This window comes from Dietzia sp. Alg238-R159, assembly GCF_900537145.1.
Lineage (GTDB): Bacteria > Actinomycetota > Actinomycetes > Mycobacteriales > Mycobacteriaceae > Dietzia > Dietzia kunjamensis.
Map to the genome: position 1 here is coordinate 975,883 of NZ_UNRI01000001.1, position 19,904 is coordinate 995,786.

At 70.3% G+C, this 19,904-nt stretch carries 16 protein-coding genes; 9 read left to right on the plus strand and 7 right to left on the minus strand.

Annotation, left to right across the window (positions count from 1 at the left end):
• Positions 1 to 25 precede the first annotated feature (25 nt).
• On the minus strand, positions 26 to 1,582 hold the full coding sequence (locus tag G6R20_RS04580; RefSeq protein ID WP_119191809.1) for a DUF4185 domain-containing protein: 1,557 nt from the start codon (positions 1,580 to 1,582) through the stop codon (positions 26 to 28).
• 1 nt (position 1,583) lies between these two features.
• Positions 1,584 to 3,008, minus strand: a complete 1,425-nt coding sequence (locus tag G6R20_RS04585; RefSeq protein ID WP_119191808.1) for a DUF4185 domain-containing protein — start codon at positions 3,006 to 3,008, stop codon at positions 1,584 to 1,586.
• A gap of 126 nt (positions 3,009 to 3,134) precedes the next feature.
• On the opposite strand from G6R20_RS04585, the gene uvrB reads away from it, so the two are divergent.
• Positions 3,135 to 5,264: an excinuclease ABC subunit UvrB gene (gene uvrB, locus G6R20_RS04590; RefSeq protein WP_120285892.1), complete on the plus strand. Its 2,130-nt coding sequence runs from the start codon at positions 3,135 to 3,137 to the stop codon at positions 5,262 to 5,264.
• Between the two features lie 90 nt (positions 5,265 to 5,354).
• Positions 5,355 to 5,804 (plus strand): universal stress protein, encoded by a 450-nt coding sequence (locus G6R20_RS04595; RefSeq protein WP_069390259.1) that lies wholly within the window; start codon positions 5,355 to 5,357, stop codon positions 5,802 to 5,804.
• A gap of 39 nt (positions 5,805 to 5,843) precedes the next feature.
• Here G6R20_RS04595 and G6R20_RS04600 read toward each other — a convergent pair whose 3' ends face one another.
• From G6R20_RS04600 to G6R20_RS04615, 4 genes are all read right to left on the minus strand, one after another.
• Positions 5,844 to 6,263, minus strand: coding sequence for a DUF732 domain-containing protein (locus tag G6R20_RS04600; protein ID WP_240341260.1), 420 nt, complete (start codon positions 6,261 to 6,263; stop codon positions 5,844 to 5,846).
• Entirely contained in the window at positions 6,260 to 8,653 is a 2,394-nt protein-coding gene (locus G6R20_RS04605; protein WP_163375663.1) for an ATP-binding domain-containing protein, read from the minus strand. The genes G6R20_RS04600 and G6R20_RS04605 overlap by 4 nt, the downstream gene beginning before the upstream one ends.
• Positions 8,654 to 8,820: 167 nt before the next feature.
• Positions 8,821 to 9,888 (minus strand): DoxX family protein, encoded by a 1,068-nt coding sequence (locus tag G6R20_RS04610; RefSeq protein WP_096905568.1) that lies wholly within the window; start codon positions 9,886 to 9,888, stop codon positions 8,821 to 8,823.
• A 195-nt stretch (positions 9,889 to 10,083) separates the two neighbouring features.
• Entirely contained in the window at positions 10,084 to 10,785 is a 702-nt protein-coding gene (locus G6R20_RS04615; protein ID WP_096905567.1) for an MBL fold metallo-hydrolase, read from the minus strand.
• Positions 10,786 to 10,933: 148 nt separating this feature from the next.
• On the opposite strand from G6R20_RS04615, the gene uvrA reads away from it, so the two are divergent.
• Positions 10,934 to 14,014 carry an excinuclease ABC subunit UvrA gene (gene uvrA, locus G6R20_RS04620; RefSeq protein WP_163375664.1) on the plus strand — a complete coding sequence of 1,027 codons (3,081 nt, stop codon included), beginning with the start codon at positions 10,934 to 10,936 and terminating at the stop codon, positions 14,012 to 14,014.
• Positions 14,015 to 14,107: 93 nt separating this feature from the next.
• Here uvrA and G6R20_RS04625 read toward each other — a convergent pair whose 3' ends face one another.
• Entirely contained in the window at positions 14,108 to 14,509 is a 402-nt protein-coding gene (locus G6R20_RS04625) for a DUF1844 domain-containing protein (protein WP_163375665.1), read from the minus strand.
• A gap of 353 nt (positions 14,510 to 14,862) precedes the next feature.
• On the opposite strand from G6R20_RS04625, the gene infC reads away from it, so the two are divergent.
• The 6 genes from infC to pheS all read left to right on the plus strand — a co-directional run bounded on the left by infC (position 14,863) and on the right by pheS (position 19,885).
• A complete protein-coding gene (infC, locus tag G6R20_RS04630; RefSeq protein ID WP_082923789.1) occupies positions 14,863 to 15,447 on the plus strand; it encodes a translation initiation factor IF-3 in 585 nt (194 codons plus the stop codon).
• A 92-nt stretch (positions 15,448 to 15,539) separates the two neighbouring features.
• Positions 15,540 to 15,734 (plus strand): 50S ribosomal protein L35, encoded by a 195-nt coding sequence (gene rpmI, locus G6R20_RS04635; protein ID WP_007630819.1) that lies wholly within the window; start codon positions 15,540 to 15,542, stop codon positions 15,732 to 15,734.
• Between the two features lie 69 nt (positions 15,735 to 15,803).
• Complete coding sequence (gene rplT / locus G6R20_RS04640) at positions 15,804 to 16,184, plus strand: 50S ribosomal protein L20 (RefSeq protein ID WP_007630820.1); 381 nt, start codon at positions 15,804 to 15,806, stop codon at positions 16,182 to 16,184.
• A 10-nt stretch (positions 16,185 to 16,194) separates the two neighbouring features.
• On the plus strand, positions 16,195 to 17,058 hold the full coding sequence (locus G6R20_RS04645) for an RNA methyltransferase (RefSeq protein WP_067714052.1): 864 nt from the start codon (positions 16,195 to 16,197) through the stop codon (positions 17,056 to 17,058).
• A complete protein-coding gene (locus tag G6R20_RS04650; protein WP_096905564.1) occupies positions 17,055 to 18,716 on the plus strand; it encodes an ABC-F family ATP-binding cassette domain-containing protein in 1,662 nt (553 codons plus the stop codon). The genes G6R20_RS04645 and G6R20_RS04650 overlap by 4 nt, the downstream gene beginning before the upstream one ends.
• A gap of 119 nt (positions 18,717 to 18,835) precedes the next feature.
• Positions 18,836 to 19,885, plus strand: a complete 1,050-nt coding sequence (pheS, locus tag G6R20_RS04655) for a phenylalanine--tRNA ligase subunit alpha (RefSeq protein ID WP_163375666.1) — start codon at positions 18,836 to 18,838, stop codon at positions 19,883 to 19,885.
• The last annotated feature ends 19 nt before the right edge of the window (positions 19,886 to 19,904 follow it).

The window sequence follows — 19,904 nt, forward strand, 5'->3', positions numbered from 1 at the left end:
CCGCAGCCCCGCCCCCGGCCGGGTCTCACTCGGTCGGGACCACCCCGTCGACCAGCTCGGAGACCGGCACCTGTCGCACGACCTCGGTCGGCGCCGGCTGAGAGCTGGCCCGGCGCAGGTTCGGGTCGGGGAACACCTCCGACAGCCGGGTGCGCACGAGGAAGACGTTGTAGGCGTTCCAGGTGGTGACGAGGTAGTAGAGGTCCTCGCCCTGCGCCCACGGGTGCATGAACGCCCCGTAGACGCCGGGCAGCACCGAATAGTCCACCAGCGTGGTGGCGGAACTCCACGGCCCCTCGGGGCGGTCGGCGGTGCGGAGGACCACCGAGTCGTACCCCTGTGAGTACATCGCGGTGTACTTCCCGAGGTACTCGTTGTACATGGTCGATATCTCGCTCGCCGGGGCGGGCAGGACCCGCTCGGCGGCGCCGACATCGGACACCCATGCCGAGCCGTTCCAGTACTCGTACGCCTCGGGGGCGAGGACGCCCGCGGCGGGCGGGGTGGCGGATCCGTCGAGCTCGTCCGCGGTCGGGGAACCGGCGAGCGGAACGCGTGCGACGACCGCCCCGCCCTGTCGCCCGGAGGGGGTGAGGTACTCGTACAGGTGCGTGTCCGTCTTGAGGAACGAGCTCATCTGGGAGCCGCGCCACGCAGGATCCACGGCCGGGGCTCCGGCGCCGAGGGGGACCGTGTCGGTGATGGGGCGGGCCAGAGAGGGGACGACGGCCCAGTTCTCGCCGTTGTCCGTCGAGTACGCCATCCCCGAGTAGTTGGTGGTCCACGATCCGGGTTGGCCCCAGTGGGCCACGGACATGAACCGCAGGTACTGGACACCCTCGACGGAGATGCCCGAGGTCGGGATGATCGTGACCTCACCGGGCAGCCCCGACCGCGGGACCAGCGACTTGGCGAGACCGTCGGTTCCCATGGCGGCGGAATCGATGGTGATGCCATCGGTCAGATCGGTGTCGGCGGAGCGGAACAGGACGTTGGAACGCCACTGGTTGCCGGGCACCGTGCAGTCGCCCATCGTGTCGCCGAACGCCATCAGGACCTGTGGGTCGGCGGGATCACCGTTGTCCCACATGATGCCCAGGTCCGTTCCGGCCACGCCGAACCGGTTGACGGAATCGCCGGGACTCGTGGGCCCGGTGACGAGCTGTTCGAACCGGGTGGGTCCACGCAGGACGGGTACCGTGCCCTCCTCTCCGGTGATCCACGGGGGCATCCCGTAGACCGACCCGATCATCGGATCGAGCGAGCCGGATAAACCGTTGCCCAGGGAGCCGGTCTCCAACTGCTGGACCAGCGATCCCGAACGGTCGGCGGAGCCCAGCGCGCGGGAGGCGGAGCCCAGCGACCCGGAGCCACCGGAGGACCCGAGCGAACCGAGGGAACCGGTGCCCATACCGGCCCCGGTCCGGTTCTCCAGCAGGGAACCGAAGTTGCCGAACATCTCGCTGCACGGGCCGGCAGCGGCGGTTCCGGCTCCGACCGTGCCGAGGGTCACGACCGACGCGGCGGCCGTGATCGACGCGACGACGACCGAGCTCAGGCGGCGGGGGAGAGGTCGGGTCATGTCACGCCTCCGGGATGGGCCGACGCTCGACCAGGACGGTCTCGCCGGTGTCCGCCGGGTCCGGGGTGTTGCGGGTCCAGCTGTCGTCGGTCGTCCGCATCCGCGACCGGGCGTCGGGAAGGGTCCGCGGCGGGATCTGGGTGAGGTCGGTCCTCATGAGGAAGACGTTGTAGGCGTCCCAGGTGGACATGGTGAAGTACAGGTCCTCGCCGCGAGTCTCCACGGCGGGGCTCCACGGGTGGACGAAGGCGCCGTAGAGGGTCGGGACGTGCTGGTACGAGAGCAGGATGTCCTCACCCGACCACGGGCCCCAAGGGGTGGCGGACTGGGCCATGACGATGTTGTTGGCGCGGTTGTTGTACAACGCGATGAAGCGACCCAGGTGCGCACTCCAGGACACCGACAACTCGCTCACGGCCGAGTTGACCGTCGGAGCGCCGAGCACCGGCACGGCGTCGCGGTGATCGACGACCCAGTCGCCGCCGTCCCAGAAGCGGTAGGCCGCCATCTCCTCGATCCGGTTCTCGGGGACCCGCGCGAGCCGTGCGGACCCGCTCCGACCGGACGGTGTGAGGTACTCGTAGACGTACCCGTCGTGCTTGAGGAACGCGCTCATCTGCCCGGCGGTGTGGGTGGTGGACTCCGGGCCCAGGTCGACCGGGAGGGGCATCGGTGCGGTACCCCGCCGGGCGGTATCGCGTACGGGGACCCAGTTCTCGCCGTTGTCCGTCGACCGGGCGAGAGCGGAGTAGTTGGTGGTCCACTCGCCGGGCGAGCCCCACCGTTCAACGGACATGTACCGCAGGTACTGGGTGCCGCCCACCTCGACGCCGGCGGTGGGGATCACCGTGGTCTCGTCGGGGTGGCCGGTGCGGGGGAGGATCGACTTCGCCATCCCGGGCCGCTCCATCGGCGCGTCGGTGATGCGCATCCCGTCGTTCAGTGTGCGGTCGCCGGATCGGAAGAGGATGTTGCTGCGCCACTGGTCACCGGGCTCGTCACAGTCGCCCATCGTGTCCCCGAGGGCCATCATCATCTGCGGATCCGAGGCGTCGCCGTTGTCCCAGAGGATTCCCAGGTCGGTGCCGGAGATGCCGAATCTGTCTACCGTGTCGTTGGGGCTGGTGGGTCCCGTCAGCAACTCGACCGTGGTGGTCCGGCCCCGGAGAACCGGGATGTACCCGTTCCCGCCGTCGGCCCACGGGGTGGCGGGCGCGGACGTGGGCGCCCCCAGAGACCCCGAGAGGGAGCCCGACCCGCCCGCGGTGCCGCCGGCCGGGGGCCACGGGTCACACGGTGCGGCCGTGGCGACCGGTGCGAGGAGGGTGAGGGCCCCCGCCGCGAGAGAGGCGGCGGCGACCGCCGTGATCGGCCGACGCGCGTCGTCAGGGCGGGCGGTACGACGACGAAGTGGGCTGCGGGCCATGGGGTTCTCCAGACGACATGACAGGGACGGTGAGGGGCTGCTCACTCCTACGGTAGTTGGCACCCCTGACATCCGCTGCGGCGACACCGGTGGGCGGGGGTGAACGGCTGCTCGTACGCTGGTGGTATGGCTTTCGCGACAGAGATCCCCGACGACGGGGTCCCCGCCGACCCGACAGTGCTCTCGTACTCGGAGTTCCGACCGATCGGCGATGTCGAACGAAGTGCGACCCGCTTCGAGGTCGTCAGTGAGTTCACCCCGTCGGGCGACCAGCCCACGGCGATCGCGGAACTGACCGAACGCCTCGCACGCGGGGAGCGCGACGTCGTACTGCTCGGTGCGACCGGCACCGGCAAGTCGGCGACCACCGCCTGGCTCATCGAGAAGGTGCAGCGGCCGACCCTGGTGATGGCGCCCAACAAGACGCTCGCCGCGCAGCTGGCCAACGAGTTGCGCGAGATGCTGCCCAACAACGCGGTCGAGTACTTCGTCTCCTACTACGACTACTACCAACCGGAGGCGTATATCGCCCAGACGGACACCTTCATCGAGAAGGACTCGTCCATCAACGACGACGTGGAGAGGCTCCGGCACTCCGCGACGTCGTCCCTGTTGTCCAGGCGCGACGTCGTCGTCGTCAGTTCGGTCTCGTGCATCTACGGTCTCGGCACACCCCAGTCCTACCTCGACAGGTCGGTGGCGCTGGCCGTCGGGCAGGAGGTCGACCGCGACCAGTTGCTCCGGCTGCTCGTGGATGTCCAGTACGAGCGCAACGACGTGTCCATGACCCGGGGCACGTTCCGGGCGAAGGGCGACACCGTCGACATCATCCCCACCTACGAGGAACTCGCTGTTCGCATCGAGTTCTTCGGGGACGAGATCGACGCGCTGTACTACATCCACCCGCTGACCGGTGACGTCGTGCGCAGGGTCGACGAGGTGCGGATCTTCCCGGCCACCCACTACGTCGCCGGTCCCGAGAGGATGGCCAAGGCGATCGCCTCCATCGAGGCCGAGCTGGAGGAGCGCCTGGCGGAGCTGGAGAACCAGGGCAAACTGCTCGAGGCGCAGCGGCTGCGCATGAGGACGTCCTACGACATCGAGATGATGCAGCAGGTGGGCTTCTGCTCCGGTATCGAGAACTACTCGCGGCACATCGACGGTCGGCCGGCGGGCAGTTCGCCGGCCACGCTCATCGACTACTTCCCCGAGGACTTCCTCACGGTGATCGACGAGTCCCACGTGACCGTGCCGCAGATCGGCGCCATGTACGAGGGCGACGCCTCCCGCAAACGCAATCTCGTCGACTTCGGGTTCCGCCTGCCGTCCGCCCTGGACAACCGTCCCCTGACCTGGGAGGAGTTCTCCGGCCGGGTGGGTCAGACCGTCTACCTCTCCGCCACGCCCGGCCCCTACGAGATGGGGCGCGCCGGTGGGGAGTTCGTCGAACAGGTCATCCGGCCGACCGGGCTCGTCGACCCGAAGATCGTGGTCAAGCCCACCAAGGGGCAGATCGACGACCTGATCGGGGAGATCCGTCAGCGCGCCGAACGCGACGAGCGGGTGTTGGTGACCACGCTGACCAAGAAGATGTCGGAGGACCTCACGGACTACCTGCTCGAGTTGGGGATACGGGTTCGGTACCTCCACTCGGAGATCGACACCCTCCAGCGGGTGGAGCTGCTCCGGGATCTCCGGCGCGGGGAGTACGACGTCCTGGTCGGCATCAACTTGCTCCGGGAGGGACTGGACCTGCCGGAGGTCTCGCTCGTGGCGATCCTGGACGCCGACAAGCAGGGTTTCCTCCGCTCGGCCACCTCGCTCATCCAGACAATCGGCCGTGCGGCCCGCAACGTCTCCGGTGAGGTCCACATGTACGCGGACTCGGTCACCGAGGCCATGCGGCAGGCCATCGACGAGACCGATCGCAGGCGTGAGAAGCAGGTCGCGTACAACACCGAGCACGGCATCGACCCGCAGCCGCTCCGCAGGAAGATCGCCGACATCCTCGACCGGGTCGGAGAGGAACACGGGGACGACGCGGATCCCAGGGCACGACCGGAGCTCGTGGGCGCCCGGGCGGCCGACGGGTCGGCGCGACCCCGAAAGGAGCTGGAGAAGCTCATCGAGGAGATGACCGAGCAGATGATGTCCGCGGCCACCGACCTGAGATTCGAGCTTGCGGGGAGGCTCCGGGACGAGATCGCCGAACTGCGTAAGGAACTCAAGGGGATGCGTGAGGCCGGGGTCGACTAACCTGGGCCGCTTTTTCCCGCGTTTACCCCGCCCGTCGGCGGCGTCCTCGGACTACTCTGGGTGAAACGTGTTCCCTAGGAGAGGAAGCAAATGAGCGCCTACACCAGAGTGGTGGTGGGAACCGACGGTTCCGAGTCGTCCTACCGCGCCGTCGATCGCGCCGCGCAGCTGGCCGCCGACGCCTCGGCGGACCTCGTGATCGCCTGCGCCTACGTGCCCGCCGATCCGCGTTCGGTCAGCCAGGCCGCGGATCAGCTCGGTGACGACGCCTACCAGATCCGCGGGGACAATCCTGCCGAGGACATCGTCCGCGGCGCCAGGGACCGGGCCCAGAAGGCCGGAGCGACCAAGATCGAGGCGCGCACCGTGAAGGGGGCGCCCGTCGAATCGCTCATCAAGCTGGCCGACGACGTGGGGGCCGACCTCCTCGTGGTGGGCAACAAGGGACTCAACTCCCTGACGGGCCGGCTGCTCGGGTCCGTACCCGCCGACGCCGCACGACGCGCGACCTGCGACGTGCTCATCGTCCACACCACCTAGACCGCGCGCCGAACCCGGCGCCCCACCCGGCCGCCGGGGTCAGTGGCAGAGGTGGGTCCGGCTCGCATCGACGATCGCCCGACCCACCTCGGCGGTGTCGAGGTCCGGGTCCTGCGCCGCGATCGCGCTGGTGAGCGGGCGGATTCGTTCGAGGATCGTCTCGTCGTCCGCGCCGTCGGCGATCCCCCCGCAGATGCCGGCGCCCACCTCGATGGTGGTGACGGCGGTCATCTCGGTGGGGAGGCCGAATCCGGACAGTTCTGCGAGGAACTCCTGCTCGTCGTCGGTGCGCGGGTCGGGCCTGTCCCGGGCCGCGGTCTGTGCGGAGGTCACGGGTCGGGGCTCCGCGACGGCGGACACGCTGTCGACCGGGGCCTCCGCCCGGGTGCCGCACCCGCCGGCCGCCGCGACCGCGATGAGGGCCGAGGCCGCCAGCACGCGGGATCGGGTGTGGGTCATGCGGTGGGCTCCTGTGCGCTGTCATCGAGACGGTCCCGTATACCCGAGAGTAGCGGGCCGAAGCCGCCGGGCTGGACCAGGATGAGTTCCTGTGTCGCCCGGGTGGCGCCGACGTACAGGTCCTGCATCCCCTGGGGCGAGCGCGCCAGGACGCGTTCGGGGTCCACCACCACGACCACGTCGAACTCCAGCCCCTTGGCCAACGCCAGCGGCAACACCGATGTGCCCGGCCGGGCCAGTTCGGCAGCCTCGTGGACCGCGGGATAGCCGACACCGCCGAGCTCGTCGTCGTCTCCTCGGGAGTCCTCGTCGCCGCCGGGATCGGGCAGCAGCACCGCCACCGCCCGCTCCGACGGCACCGCCGCGACCTCCTCGGCGACCGCCTGCGCCACCGACCGACCGTCCGGCTCGAGCCACGCGACCGGCCGTCGCCCCGCGCGCACCGTCCGCGGCGACGACGCGGCCGGGTCGATCTCGGCGAGCAGCAGCTCCGCCACGGCGGAGATCGTCTCCGGGGTGCGGTAGTTCACGGTCAGCTCGGACAGCACCCACCGGTCGTCCACATACGGCGACAGGGCATCGGCCCACGAGTCGATGCCCGCCGGGCTCGAGGTCTGGGCGACGTCACCGACGAGGGTCATCCACCGGTTGGGGGAGCGGCGCATGAGCACCCGCCACGCCATGGTGGACAGCTCCTGCGCCTCGTCGACGATCACGTGCCCGAACGCCCACGTCCGGTCCGCGCCGGCCCGGTCGCCCACGGTGAGATCGGAGTCCTCGCTGTGACGGCGGGCCAGGGACTCGGCGTCGACGACGTCGTAGGCCATGAGCACCTCCGGATCGAGGTCGTCCTCGATGTCCTGCACGGCCGAACCCGTGAGGATCTCGAGAGCCTCCTCCGCCTGTCGGACCTGCTCCGCCCACGCGCGGTCCGCCTCACTGCCATCGGCGGTCGGGTCCTCGCCGAGGAGTTCGGCGAGCTCGTCCAGCAGCGGTACATCCGCCACCGAGAACGCGGCGCCGTTTTCCCGGAAGAGCGCATCCTGGTCCTCCGCGACGTAGTCACCCGCCGCCTCGGCGATCCGGTCGCGGCTCGACAGCAGGTCGGCGAGGAGTTGCTCGGGCCGTAGCACCGGCCACCACCCGTCGATCGCCTCGGCGACCTCGCGGGAGGCCTCGACCTCCCGGCGGAGTTCCGCGCGGTCATCCGCGTCCAACAGGGGGCGGGCGGCGTCGCCGAGGTCGCCGACACCGTCGCCGTCCGGTGACCATGCCTCGTCCTCCGCCCGCCCGACCGGGTCGGTGAGTGCGGAGACGTACTGCTCGGTGAGGGCGTCGATGATCCGCGTCGCGAACGCGTCGCGGGACTGGTTGTGGGGTCGCCGGGTCATCCGTCCGCGCCCTCTCGCCGCCCGCACCGTCGCCGGGGTCAGTGTCAGTTCGTGTCCCTCGACCCGCACCACGACGTCGGCCTCCGGGGCGAGCTGGCGGGCCCGCACCGCGGCCTTGAGGATTCCCACCATCTCGCCGGAGCCCTTGACCTCCTCGCCGCGCAGTGTCTCCGGTCCGGTCGCCCGGACGCCCGGATAGAGATCGGCGAGCGTCCGCAGGACCACCCCCGACTCGCCGAGGGACGGCAGCACGCGCGCGATGTAGTCGAGGAACCGCGCATTGGGTCCGACGATGAGCACACCGCTGCGGTCCAACCGCTGCCGGTGCGTGTAGAGGAGGTAGGCGGCGCGGTGCAGCGCCACGGCGGTCTTTCCGGTACCCGGGCCGCCCTGGACCACCAGGACGCCGGAGTGCGGGTTGCGGATGATCTCGTCCTGCTCCCGCTGGATGGTGGCCACGATGTCCGTCATGTGGGCGGAACGGGCGGTGTCCAGCGCCTCGAGCAGGGCGGACTCGCCCACCACGTCGTCGTGGTCCTCGGGGACCTCACCGTCTTGCGGGGCCGTGAGGTACTCGTCGTGGATCCCGATCACCCGGCGACCGATCGTCCGCAGGTGGCGGCGCCGGTGAGCGCCCTCCGGCCGGGCGGTCGTCGCCAGGTAGAAGGGCCGGCTGTGGTCGGCGCGCCAGTCGAGGAGCAGCGTCGTGAGGTCGTCGTCGTCGTCGCGGAGACCCACGCGCCCGATCCGACGTACCTCGCCGTCCCCCATGTCCAACCGGCCGAAGTACAGGCCCAAGTTGGCGGCGCTGAACGCCGCGAGCTCGGAGGTGTAGAGCCGGGCGAACGACTCCCGTTCCGACCGCGCCTGCGGGGTGCCGCCCGACCCGCGCAGGACGGCGTCCAGGCGCGCACGCGTGTCCGCCCGCAACTCCTCGAGGCGGTCGAGGAGGCGGCCGAGGTGACGTTGTTCCTCGTCGACGGCGTCGTGTCCCGTCACGGGCGCTCCTTCCGGGGTCTGCGTGGTCGGTTCGGGCAGGATGACCAGGCTACCGGGAACCGCGACGGGTGCTCAGACGACGACGACCCCGCCCGGGTGGGGGCGGGGTCGTCGGGAGGCGGTGTGGCCGCCGGCGGTAGTCCGGGGGCGGTGGCCCGCCCCGGTCGTCAGGGACGGATGACGTCGGCGGCCTTCGCGCGGACCTCGTCCGTCATCTTCTTGGCCTCGGAGGCCTTCTTGCCCGCCTCCTTCTCGAACCGGGCGGACTTCTTCCTGGCGTCCTTGCCGGCGCGGGTCGCCTTCTTGCGGGCGTCCTTCTTCTTGGCCTGCGCGGCCTTGCGGGCCTCCTCGGCCCGGACCGCGGCGAGTCGGGTGGCGACACCGGCCTGGTCGCGGACCTGCGCGGTGTAGGGCCGGGCCTCGTCGGCCGCTGCGTGGGCCGCGGCGCCCGCCTGCTCGCGGACCTGCGCGGCGATCGGGGCGGCCTGCTCCCGGGCGGTGGCCGCGCGATCCCGCACGCGAGCGGCGACCACCGGCGCGGTGTCACGCACGACCCCAGCGAAGCCGGACGCCTGGTCACGCACCTGATCGGCGACCTCCGGGGCCTTCGCCCGCACGGTGTCGGCCACCTCGGGAGCCTTGTCGCGCACGGCGTCCGCCGCGCCACGCGCCTGATCGGCCACGGTGTGTGCGACACCGGCGAGCGCCGCACCGGCGGCCGCGGACTCGGCCTTCGCCCCGGGCAGCTTCGCGGCCATCTTGTCGCCGGCCTTCCGGGCGCGCCAGGCCACCCCGGGCTGTCCGGCGGTGTCGACCGAGGCGAGGATGAGCCCGCCTAGGAGCGCCACGTCGGTCGCCAGACCGGTGGTCTTGCGACTGCGGGCGTCCTTGTCGGACTCCATCCAGAACGCGTGGCGGCTGACGGTCGAGGGCACGTGGGCGGCGGTGAGCGCGAGCGCCGAAAGGCGGGGGGCCTTGCCCAGCGCGAACAGGACGCCCGCGCCGATCTTGACCCCGGCGAGCGCCTTGACGAGCGTCTCGGTGTCCTTGGGGACGGGCGGCACCGATGCGGAGACCGTGTCGTTCACCGCCTGCTCGCCCTTCTCCATCAGCGGGGTGGCCTTGTCGACGAGCGGCGCCGCGTCGGCGACATGGGCCTGCGGATTGCGAAGCGTCTCAACGCCGTCGATGACGAACACCGTGGCGAGCATGGGTCGTGCGAGTCGTCGGATCATCGTTCCTCCTGGATAGGTGGGAGTGCGTGGTCGAACCTAGTCCGAACCCGGTGAGGGCGCCTCCGGTCGCGATCCGGGGCTACCCGTCGACGGACCGTCACCGGGGGAGTGTGCTGCGGCGATCGCACACGGTGGCGGTTTGATAACGATTGGATGTCGGCCCACAGGGCGACGGGGACAGGACCCCCGTCGCGGTCACCACCCGCGCTCCCGCCACTCGCCCAGATGCGATCGCTCGGCACCGATGGTGGTGTCGTCCCCGTGTCCGGGATGGACCACGACGTCGTCATCGAGGACGTCGAAGACCCGGGCCTCGAGGTCGTCCATCAGCGAGGCGAAGTCGGCTTCCGAACCGGTCTTCCCGGGGCCGCCGGGGAAGAGGGAGTCCCCGGAGAACAGGTGGGTGCCCGCGTCGGTGCGCAGGACGAGTGCGATGCCGTCCGGAGTGTGACCCCGCAGGCCGATCACCGCCAGCCGGAGGTCGCCGACCACGAGCTCGTCCCCGTGCGCGACATGTCGGTCGGTGGGGACGTCGATGCCCCCGGCGTCGCCGGGGGAGGCGATGGTGGTCAGGCCGAGGGCGGCGACCGTCTCGGCGAGACCGATCCAGTGATCGGCGTGGAGGTGCGTGGTGAGCACCTCCTTGACCCCGGGTGCGCGGTCCCTCAGATGGGAGATCAGCTGCGGCGCGTCGTTGGCGGCGTCGACGAGCAGTACGTCGCCCGTCGCGGTCGACTCGATCACGTAGACGTTGTTGTCCATCTCGCCGACCGAGATCTTGGTCAGTCGGGCGGGGCCCACGGTCCAGCGCTCGCCGGTCAGTCGGCCTCCGGTACGGCCGGAGTAGCCCTCGGTGAGGGTGATGCGGTCGGGTAGTGACTCGGTGGGATTCGACATAACGGCAGGCTACCGACGTCGGGCGCGGTCGGTGGCCGGAAGCGTGTCGTACTACGTTGGTACCTTCGTCTGCGGGAACGGCAGCCATGCGGCAGGTGCGGCTTTCGCCACGGAGACGTGGCGGCCTCCCGACTCGGAAGGAGAACCCATGGTGGACCGTCTGGTCGTCCGCGGCGCACGGGAGCACAACCTCAAGGGCGTGGACATCGACGTCCCCCGCGATTCGCTGATCGTGTTCACCGGACTGTCAGGGTCCGGCAAGTCCTCGCTGGCGTTCGACACCATCTTCGCCGAGGGCCAGCGCCGCTACGTCGAGTCGCTGTCCTCCTACGCCAGGATGTTCCTCGGGCAGATGGACAAGCCGGACGTCGACTTCATCGAGGGACTGTCCCCGGCCGTGTCGATCGACCAGAAGTCGACCAACCGCAATCCCCGCTCGACCGTCGGCACCATCACCGAGGTGCACGACTATCTGCGCCTGCTCTACGCCCGCGCCGGGGTCCCGCACTGTCCCACCTGTGGGGAGGTGATCTCCCGCCAGACCCCACAGCAGATCGTCGACCAGATCCTGGAGGGCGAGGAGGGTGCACGGTTCCAGGTGCTCGCCCCCGTCGTCCGGACACGCAAGGGTGAGTTCGTCGACCTCTTCGCCCAGCTCGCCGCCGACGGTTACAGCCGCGTGCGGGTGGACGGAGAGCTGCACACGCTCGCCGAGCCGCCCGTCCTGAAGAAGCAGGAGAAGCACGACATCGAGGTGGTCGTGGACCGGCTGGCGGCGAAGCCGTCCTCACGGCAGCGGCTCACCGACTCCGTGGAGACCGCCCTGGGGCTGGCGGATGGCGTGATCGTGATCGAGTACGTCGACCTCGACGACTCCGATCCCGCCCGGCACCGCAGGTTCTCCGAGCACATGGCCTGCCCGAACGGGCACCCGATCGCGCTGGACGACATGGAGCCCCGCGCGTTCTCGTTCAACAACCCCTACGGGGCCTGCCCCGTGTGCGACGGTCTCGGTTCCCACCTGGAGGTGGATCCGGACCTGGTCGTCCCGGACCCCGAGCGGTCTCTCGCCGACGGCGCGATCGCACCATGGTCGGGTGGCCAGAGCGCCGACTATTTCCAGCAGTTGCTGACCGGCCTGGCCGGGGACATGGGCTTCGACCTCCGCACCCCGTGGCAGGACCTGCCCGCGAAGGTGCGCAAGGCCGTGATGGGGGGCGCCCCCACCAAGGTCCGGGTACAGTACCGCAATCGGTTCGGCCGCGTCCGGACCTACGACGCGAAGTTCGAGGGCGTGATGTCGTTCCTCAAGCGTCGCCTGGACCAGACCGAATCGGAATCGCAGAAGGAGCGCTACCAGGGCTACATGCGCGAGGTCCCGTGCCCGGGATGCGACGGCACGAGGCTCAAGCCGGAGATCCTCGCCGTCACCCTCGCCGGGCCCGGGGGCATGGAGCGCTCGATCGCCGACATCAGCCGTATGTCCGTGGAGGACTGCGCTGCGTTCCTGGACGGGCTCGAACTCGACCCGCGCCAGGCAATGATCGCCGGTCGTGTCCTCAAGGAGATCCAGGCACGGATGGGCTTCCTGCTCGACGTGGGGCTGGACTATCTGTCGCTCGACCGCGTCGCCGGCAGCCTGTCGGGCGGCGAGGCCCAGCGGATCCGCCTGGCCACGCAGATCGGGTCGGGCCTCGCGGGCGTCCTCTACGTCCTGGACGAGCCGTCCATCGGCCTGCACCAGCGGGACAACCGGCGACTGATCGACACCCTCGTCCGGCTGCGCGACCTCGGCAACACGCTCCTGGTGGTGGAGCACGACGAGGACACCATCCGCTCGGCGGACTGGATCGTCGACATCGGGCCGCTCGCCGGTGAGCACGGGGGCCGGGTCGTGCACTCGGGCGACTACGAGGGGCTCCTGGCTGCCTCCGAATCGCTGACCGGCGACTACCTCGCCGGGCGTCGTCAGATCGCCATCCCGGACAAGCGGCGCGCTCCGAGCCCCGACAAGCGTCTGCACGTGAAGGGCGCCCGGGAGAACAACCTCAAGAACGTCGACGTGGTCTTCCCCGGCGGCGTGCTGTGCGCGGTCACCGGCGTCTCCGGCTCGGGCAAGTCCACTCTGGTCAACGACATCCTCGCGACCTCGCTGGCCAATCAGCTCAACCGGGCCCGGCAGGTGCCCGGCCGGCACTCCCGGATCGACGGCGTGGACGGGTTCGACAAGCTCGTCCAGGTGGACCAGTCGCCGATCGGTCGTACCCCGCGCTCCAACCCCGCCACCTACACCGGCGTGTTCGACAAGATCCGCACCCTCTTCGCCGCCACCACCGAGGCCAAGGTCCGCGGGTACAAGCAGGGCCGGTTCTCGTTCAATGTCAAGGGTGGGCGCTGCGAGGCCTGCCAGGGTGACGGGACGTTGAAGATCGAGATGAACTTCCTGCCGGACGTCTACGTGCCGTGCGAGGTGTGCCACGGGGCGCGGTACAACCGCGAGACCCTAGAAGTGCACTACAAGGGCAAGACCATCGCCGAGGTGCTGGACATGCCCATCGAGGAGGCGAGCGAGTTCTTCGAACCGATCACCTCGATCCATCGCTACCTCCAGACCCTCACCGAGGTGGGGCTCGGATACGTGCGGTTGGGTCAGCCCGCCCCGACCCTCTCGGGTGGTGAGGCCCAGCGCGTCAAACTGGCCGCCGAACTGCAGAAGCGCTCGAGCGGGCGGACGGTGTACATCCTCGACGAGCCGACCACCGGTCTGCACTTCGAGGACATCACCAAACTGCTGTTGGTCATCCAGGGGTTGGTGGACAAGGGCAACACGGTCATCGTGATCGAGCACAACCTCGACGTGATCAAGAGCGCCGACTGGGTTATCGACATGGGGCCCGAGGGCGGTGCCGGGGGCGGCTCGGTCGTGGCTGAAGGCACCCCGGAGCAGGTGGCGACCGTACCCGGGAGCCACACCGGCCGTTTCCTTGCCGAAGTGCTCCCCGGCGTGGCCGACGGGGAGGCCGAGGCCCCGACTGCGACCGAGGTCACCGAGCAGACGACGGGGAAGAAGGCGTCGGCGAGGAAGTCACCGACGAAGAAGGCTGTCGCCACGACGAACCAGTCCTCGAAGAAGCAGGCCGAGAAGACCGCCGAGGCGGGGTCAGCGGCGTCCGCGACGGCCAAGAAGACCGCTGCGAAGGCAGCGCGTAAGGCGCGCGCCCTACGCTGACGGCTTCCCGGCCCGGGGCGGCAATCCCCGGGCCGGGGCCCGTCGGGTCAGCGCGGCGCCGTCAGGAGGCGGCGCGGTCAGGAGGCGGCGCGGTCAGTAGACAGGGCCGGTGAACTTCTCGCCGGGGCCCTCGCCGGGCTCATCGGGGTACGCGCTGGCCTCGCGGAACGCGCGCTGCAGCCCCTGTAGGCCGTCCTTGACGACCCGGGCCTGCGGCCCCAGGTATTCGGCCGACCCGGCCACCAGGCCGGCGAGGGCCGTGATGAGTTTGCGGGACTCGTCGAGATCCAACCGCGGGCTGGCAGAGGGGTCGTCGTCGGAGAGCCCCAGTTTCTCGGCAGCGGCACTCATGAGGACGACGATCGAACGGAAGATGATCTCCTGTGCGGAGACGTCCGCCAGATCGACGACCTCGACCTCGCGGGCGTCGAGGTGCCCCTCGAGCAGGTTCTCGGCGGCGGCCTGGTCGGTGGAGGCGGGCTGGTCGGTGGTCATGCCGAACACTGTCCCACGGACCGGTCGATATCGTGTCGCCAGCCACCGGTTTGGGGGCAACGCCGGCTACTGGTACAGTCAACTCTCGACTGTGGGAACCCACTACGTAGTGGGTTCCATCGTCCAAGAGGAGCCCGATCTCCCACCATCCGACGCCGGAAGGCAGTTTGATGGTCACCACCCCGACGAGGGGCCGCGAGCGATCGCGGACGTCTCGTCGTCGACGGGTGAGGAGTGAGAGGCCCCCGGCATCCCTGCCGTGGGGCCTTCTCGGTTTCACCGGTGTACCCGGTGCGGCCCGGGGTCCCTCGAGGGCGGATGCGCGACCGCGCCAGTGGTCGTGACAGAGCACCATCTACCGAGGAGGGCCCATCAGCGCCGAAGCACGTATCAACGAACGAATCCGTGTCCCCGAAGTCCGACTCGTCGGCCCCGGGGGCGAGCAGGTGGGGATCGTTCGCGTCGAGGATGCACTTCGTCTGGCCCTGGAGGCCGATCTGGACCTCGTCGAGGTCGCGCCCACCGCGCGCCCGCCGGTCTGCAAGATCATGGACTACGGAAAGTTCAAGTACGAGGCGGCGCAGAAAGAGCGCGAGTCGCGGAAGAACCAGCAGCAGACCGTGGTCAAGGAGCAGAAGCTTCGTCCGAAGATCGATACCCACGACTACGAGACCAAGAAGGGGAACGTCGTCCGTTTCCTGGAGAAGGGCTCCAAGGTCAAGGTCACGATCATGTTCCGCGGACGTGAGCAGTCCCGTCCCGAGCTGGGCTTCCGTCTGCTCCAGCGCCTGGCGGACGACATCACCGAGTACGGATACGTGGAGACCAGCGCCAAGCAGGACGGCCGCAACATGACCATGGTCGTCGCCCCCCACAAGGGCGCCAAGACCCGCGCCAAGGCGCAGGAGTCCAAGGTCACGGACCCCGCTTCCGAATAGGCCCTCCGCCGCCCAGACCACGGACGCCCGACGTCCGCACACCCGAGGTCCCACCGGGCCTTCCGGGACGAACCATGTGAGGAAGACCGATCATGCCGAAGATGAAGACCCACAAGGGCACCGCCAAGCGCTTCCGGAAGACCGGAACCGGCAAGCTGGTCCGCCAGCAGGCCAACCGTCGCCACATCATGGAGAAGAAGCCCACCAAGCGCACCCGTCGCCTCGACGGCCGTACGGATGTCGCCCCGGCCGACGTCCCCCGCATCAAGCGGCTTCTCGGGCTCTGAGCCCTCCCACCTTCGAAGAAACTTCCGGTCGCCCACGAGCGACCGACCCAAACCAGTGAGGATTGATCAGTGGCACGCGTGAAGAGGGCAGTCAACGCCCAGAAGAAGCGTCGGACCGTACTCGAGTCCACCAAGGGCTACCGCGGACAGCGCTCGCGGCTGTACCGCAAGGCTAAGGAGCAGATGCTCCACTCGATGACCTACAGCTACCGCGATCGTCGTGCGCGCAAGGGCGACTTCCGCAAGCTGTGGATCTCCCGCATCAACGCCGCGGCCCGCGCCAACGACATGACGTACAACCGCTTCGTCCAGGGCCTCAAGCTCGCCGGCGTCGAGGTCGACCGCAAGGTCCTCGCGGACCTCGCCGTCACCGACCCGGCCGCCTTCACGGCGCTGGTCGAGGTCGCGCGCAAGGCGCTGCCGGCCGACGTCAACGCTCCGGCTGCCTGACACCCGCGAATTGACGAACACTCCGCCCGCACAGGGCACGGGACGACCCGCGGATCCGTTCACCGAACGGACCCCGCGGGTCGTTTCCGCATCCAAGCTCCACCGCGCCGCCGCCAGGCGTGAGGCCGGCCGGTTCCTCGCCGAGGGGACCAACTCGGTCGAGGCGGCGGTGGCCACCGGCGTCGCGGTCGAGATCTTCTGCACCGCCGACGCACTCGACCGGTTCGCCGGCCTGGTCGACGCGGCCCGTTCCGCCGGGATCCCGGTGTCCGTGGCGACCGACCGGGCCCTGAAGGGACTCTCGGACACGGTCACCCCCACGGGCATCGTCGCGTTGTGCCGCGCCGTGGCGCGCACGGCGACCGGGGATCCCGTCGCCGACGGGCCCGCGTCCGGGACCGAACCGCAGCCCCGGTTGGTCGCCGTCGGCCAGGCGCTGTCCGAACCCGGCAACGTCGGCACCCTGGTCCGCGTCGCGGACGCGCTCGGGGCCGACGCGGTCTGGCTCACCGAGGGGGCGGCCGACCCGGAGAACCCCAAGGCGGTCCGGGCGTCCGCCGGCAGCCTGTTCCATCTCCCGGTCGTGCGGCGGATCGCCGAGGACCACCTGATCGACCGGGCGCACCGGGCGGGACTGCAGGTGGCGGTCGCCGATGCCCACGGCGAAGTGGACGTCGAGCGGGCGGACGAGGCCCTCGCCGAGCCGACCGCGTGGATCTTCGGCAACGAGGCCCACGGGGTGCCCGAGCACCTCGCCGCGCGCGCGGATCTCCGCGTCCGTATCCCCATCCGTGGAAGGGCCGAGAGCCTGAACATCGTCACCGCCGCCTCCATCTGCCTCCACACGAGCGCCCGGCTGCTGGCGGGATCATGACCGCGACCCTCACCGCCCGCGGATTCGGCGCCACCCGCGGGGCGCGGACCCTGTTCGACGGGCTCGACCTCGTCGTCGAACCCGGAGACGTCTGGGGCCTCACCGGACCTAACGGCGCCGGAAAGTCCACTCTCCTCCACGCGCTGGCCGGCGACCCCGTCGCCGAGATGACGGGACAGCTCACCCTCAGCCCGCCGGACGCCACGGTCGGGCTCCTCCGACAGGAGGTGGAGCGCGACGACGACGAGGTGGTCCGCGACTTCCTGCACCGCGTCACCGGCGTCGCGGACGCGCTCGAGCGGATGAACGCGCTGGCAGGGCAGATGGCGGATTCCGACTCGGCCGCCGACGCCTACGGGGACGCCCTGGAGCGCTGGTTGGCGCTCGGCGGTGGCGACCTCGACGAGCGGATCCCCGTCACCGCAGCCCGGCTGGGGCTGGACGACACGGTCCCGGACCTGCCGATGTCGGCGCTGTCGGGAGGGCAGGCCGCCCGCGTGAACCTCGGCGCCGTGCTGCTCAGCCAGTACGACATCCTGCTGCTGGACGAGCCCACCAACGACCTCGACCTGGCGGGGTTGGCCGTCCTCGAGGATTTCATGCAGGCCGAACGGCGCCCGATGGTGGTGGTCAGCCACGACCGCGAGTTCCTGGCCAGGTGCGTCACCGGCATCGTCGAACTGGACTCGGCCCAGCAGCAGATCGCCGTCTTCGACGGCGGCTACGAGGCATACCTCGCCGAACGGGCGCTGGCACGGCAACGGGCCCGCGACGCCTACGAGGAGTACGCGGGCCGGGTCGATCAGCTGAAGGACCGCGTGCAGACACAGAAATCCTGGCTGGACAAGGGCGTGCGCAACACGATGCGCAAGACCGGCGGAAAGGACGCGGAGCGCGACAAGCACATCCGGAACCGGGCGGGCCAGCGCTCCGAGAAGCAGGCCGCCAAGATCTCCCAGTCCGAGCGGGCGATGGAACGCCTCGAGGTGGTCGCCGAACCGCGCAAGGAGTGGGAGCTCCAGATGGAGATCGCGACGGCGCCCCGCTCCGGTTCCGTGGTGGCCGTGCTCGCCGAGGCCGTCGTGCGCCGCGGCGACTTCGTCCTCGGCCCGGTGACCCTGCAGATCGATGCCGGGGACCGAATCCTCATCAGCGGCTCCAACGGCTCGGGCAAGACCACGCTGCTCGCCGCGATCACCGGGGAGCGGGCGGTCGACTCGGGCCGCGCGACCGTCGGGTCGGGGGTCCAGCCCGGGACGGTGGACCAGGCACGGACGGAGTTCGGCGGGCCGGACCCGCTGCTGGACACGTTCTGCGTCGCCGCCGACCCGGCCGGCCTCGACCCCACCGAGGCCCGCACCCTGCTCGCCAAGTTCGGGCTCGGTGGAGAGCACGTCGCCCGCGCCTGCGCGTCACTGTCACCGGGGGAGCGGACCCGTGCCGCGCTGGCCCTCCTGCAGCAGCGCGGGGTGAACCTGCTGGTGCTGGACGAGCCGACCAACCATCTGGACCTGCCGGCGATCGAGCAACTCGAGCAGGCCGTGGACGCGTTCGGCGGCACGGTCCTGCTCATCACCCACGACCGGCGGATGCGGGACGCCTTCCGCGCGACCCGCGAGCTGCTGGTCGACGCCGGGTCGGTGCGGGAACGACACTGACGCGGCTCCCCCCGGCCATCGCCGGGGGGAGCGGGGGCGGAACCGGGGATCGACTAGTCTTGGCCCCGATGCGGGGCGGTCGACGGAAGTCCGCCGTGACGGGGAGGACGAGGGCACCGGTGAGCGAAGACACAGGCGAGGTCCAGATCGACGAGGAGTCGCTGGCGCGGTACTCCGCGGACGCCGAGGCCGCGTTCGCCGCCGCGGCGGATCTCGAGGCGCTGGCCGCCGCCAAGACGGCGCACCTCGGTGACCGCAGCCCCATCGCCCTGGGTCGTCGTACCCTCGGCTCTCTCCCCAAGGAGCAGAAGGCGTCCGCGGGCAAGGCCGTCAACGTGGCACGGACCCGGGTCCAGCAGGCGTATGACTCCCGCCTGGCCGAACTGCAGGCCGAGCGGGACGCCGCCGTCCTCGTGGCCGAGACGCTCGACCTGACGGTCCCGTCGGGGCGCGCGCCGGTGGGCGCGCAGCACCCCATCACGATCATCACCGAGCAGGTCGCGGACGTGTTCGTCGCAATGGGGTGGGAGATCACCGAGGGGCCCGAGGTCGAGGCGGAGCACTACAACTTCGATGCGCTCAACTTCCTTCCCGACCACCCGGCGCGCACCCTCCAGGACACCTTCCACATCGCGCCCGAGGGCAGCCGGCAGGTGTTGCGCACCCACACCTCGCCGGTGCAGATCCGCACCATGCTCGACCGGGAACCGCCGATCTACGTGGCCTGCCCGGGCCGCACGTTCCGCACCGATGAACTCGACGCCACCCACACCCCGGTGTTCCACCAGGTCGAGGGCCTGGCGATCGACAAGGGGCTGACCATGGCGCACCTGCGCGGCGCGCTCGACGCGTTCGCCCGCGCCCTGTTCGGTCCGGAGACCCGCACCCGGATGCGGCCCAACTACTTCCCGTTCACCGAGCCCTCCGCCGAGGTCGACGTGTGGTTCCCGCGCAAGAAGGGCGGCGCCGGCTGGGTCGAGTGGGGCGGCTGCGGAATGGTGCACCCCAACGTGCTGACGGCCTGCGGCATCGACCCCGAGGAGTACTCGGGCTTCGCGTTCGGCATGGGCCTGGAGCGCACCCTGCAGTTCCGCAACGGCCTGTCCGACATGCGCGACATGGTGGAGGGCGACGTTCGCTTCTCCCTGCCGTTCGGCATCCGCTCCTGACCCGCCGCATCCACCCCCA

Excerpts from the sequence above, each read along its gene's own strand:
- uvrA (WP_163375664.1), top strand. The coding sequence starts at position 10,934 with ATGGTGGACCGTCTGGTCGTCCGCGGCGCACGGGAGCACAACCTCAAG.
- rpmI (WP_007630819.1), top strand. The coding sequence starts at position 15,540 with ATGCCGAAGATGAAGACCCACAAGGGCACCGCCAAGCGCTTCCGGAAG.
- G6R20_RS04600 (WP_240341260.1), bottom strand. The coding sequence starts at position 6,263 with ATGACCCACACCCGATCCCGCGTGCTGGCGGCCTCGGCCCTCATCGCG.
- uvrB (WP_120285892.1), top strand. The coding sequence starts at position 3,135 with ATGGCTTTCGCGACAGAGATCCCCGACGACGGGGTCCCCGCCGACCCG.
- G6R20_RS04595 (WP_069390259.1), top strand. The coding sequence starts at position 5,355 with ATGAGCGCCTACACCAGAGTGGTGGTGGGAACCGACGGTTCCGAGTCG.
- G6R20_RS04615 (WP_096905567.1), bottom strand. The coding sequence starts at position 10,785 with ATGTCGAATCCCACCGAGTCACTACCCGACCGCATCACCCTCACCGAG.
- G6R20_RS04650 (WP_096905564.1), top strand. The coding sequence starts at position 17,055 with ATGACCGCGACCCTCACCGCCCGCGGATTCGGCGCCACCCGCGGGGCG.
- G6R20_RS04585 (WP_119191808.1), bottom strand. The coding sequence starts at position 3,008 with ATGGCCCGCAGCCCACTTCGTCGTCGTACCGCCCGCCCTGACGACGCG.
- G6R20_RS04610 (WP_096905568.1), bottom strand. The coding sequence starts at position 9,888 with ATGATCCGACGACTCGCACGACCCATGCTCGCCACGGTGTTCGTCATC.
- G6R20_RS04580 (WP_119191809.1), bottom strand. The coding sequence starts at position 1,582 with ATGACCCGACCTCTCCCCCGCCGCCTGAGCTCGGTCGTCGTCGCGTCG.
- G6R20_RS04625 (WP_163375665.1), bottom strand. The coding sequence starts at position 14,509 with ATGACCACCGACCAGCCCGCCTCCACCGACCAGGCCGCCGCCGAGAAC.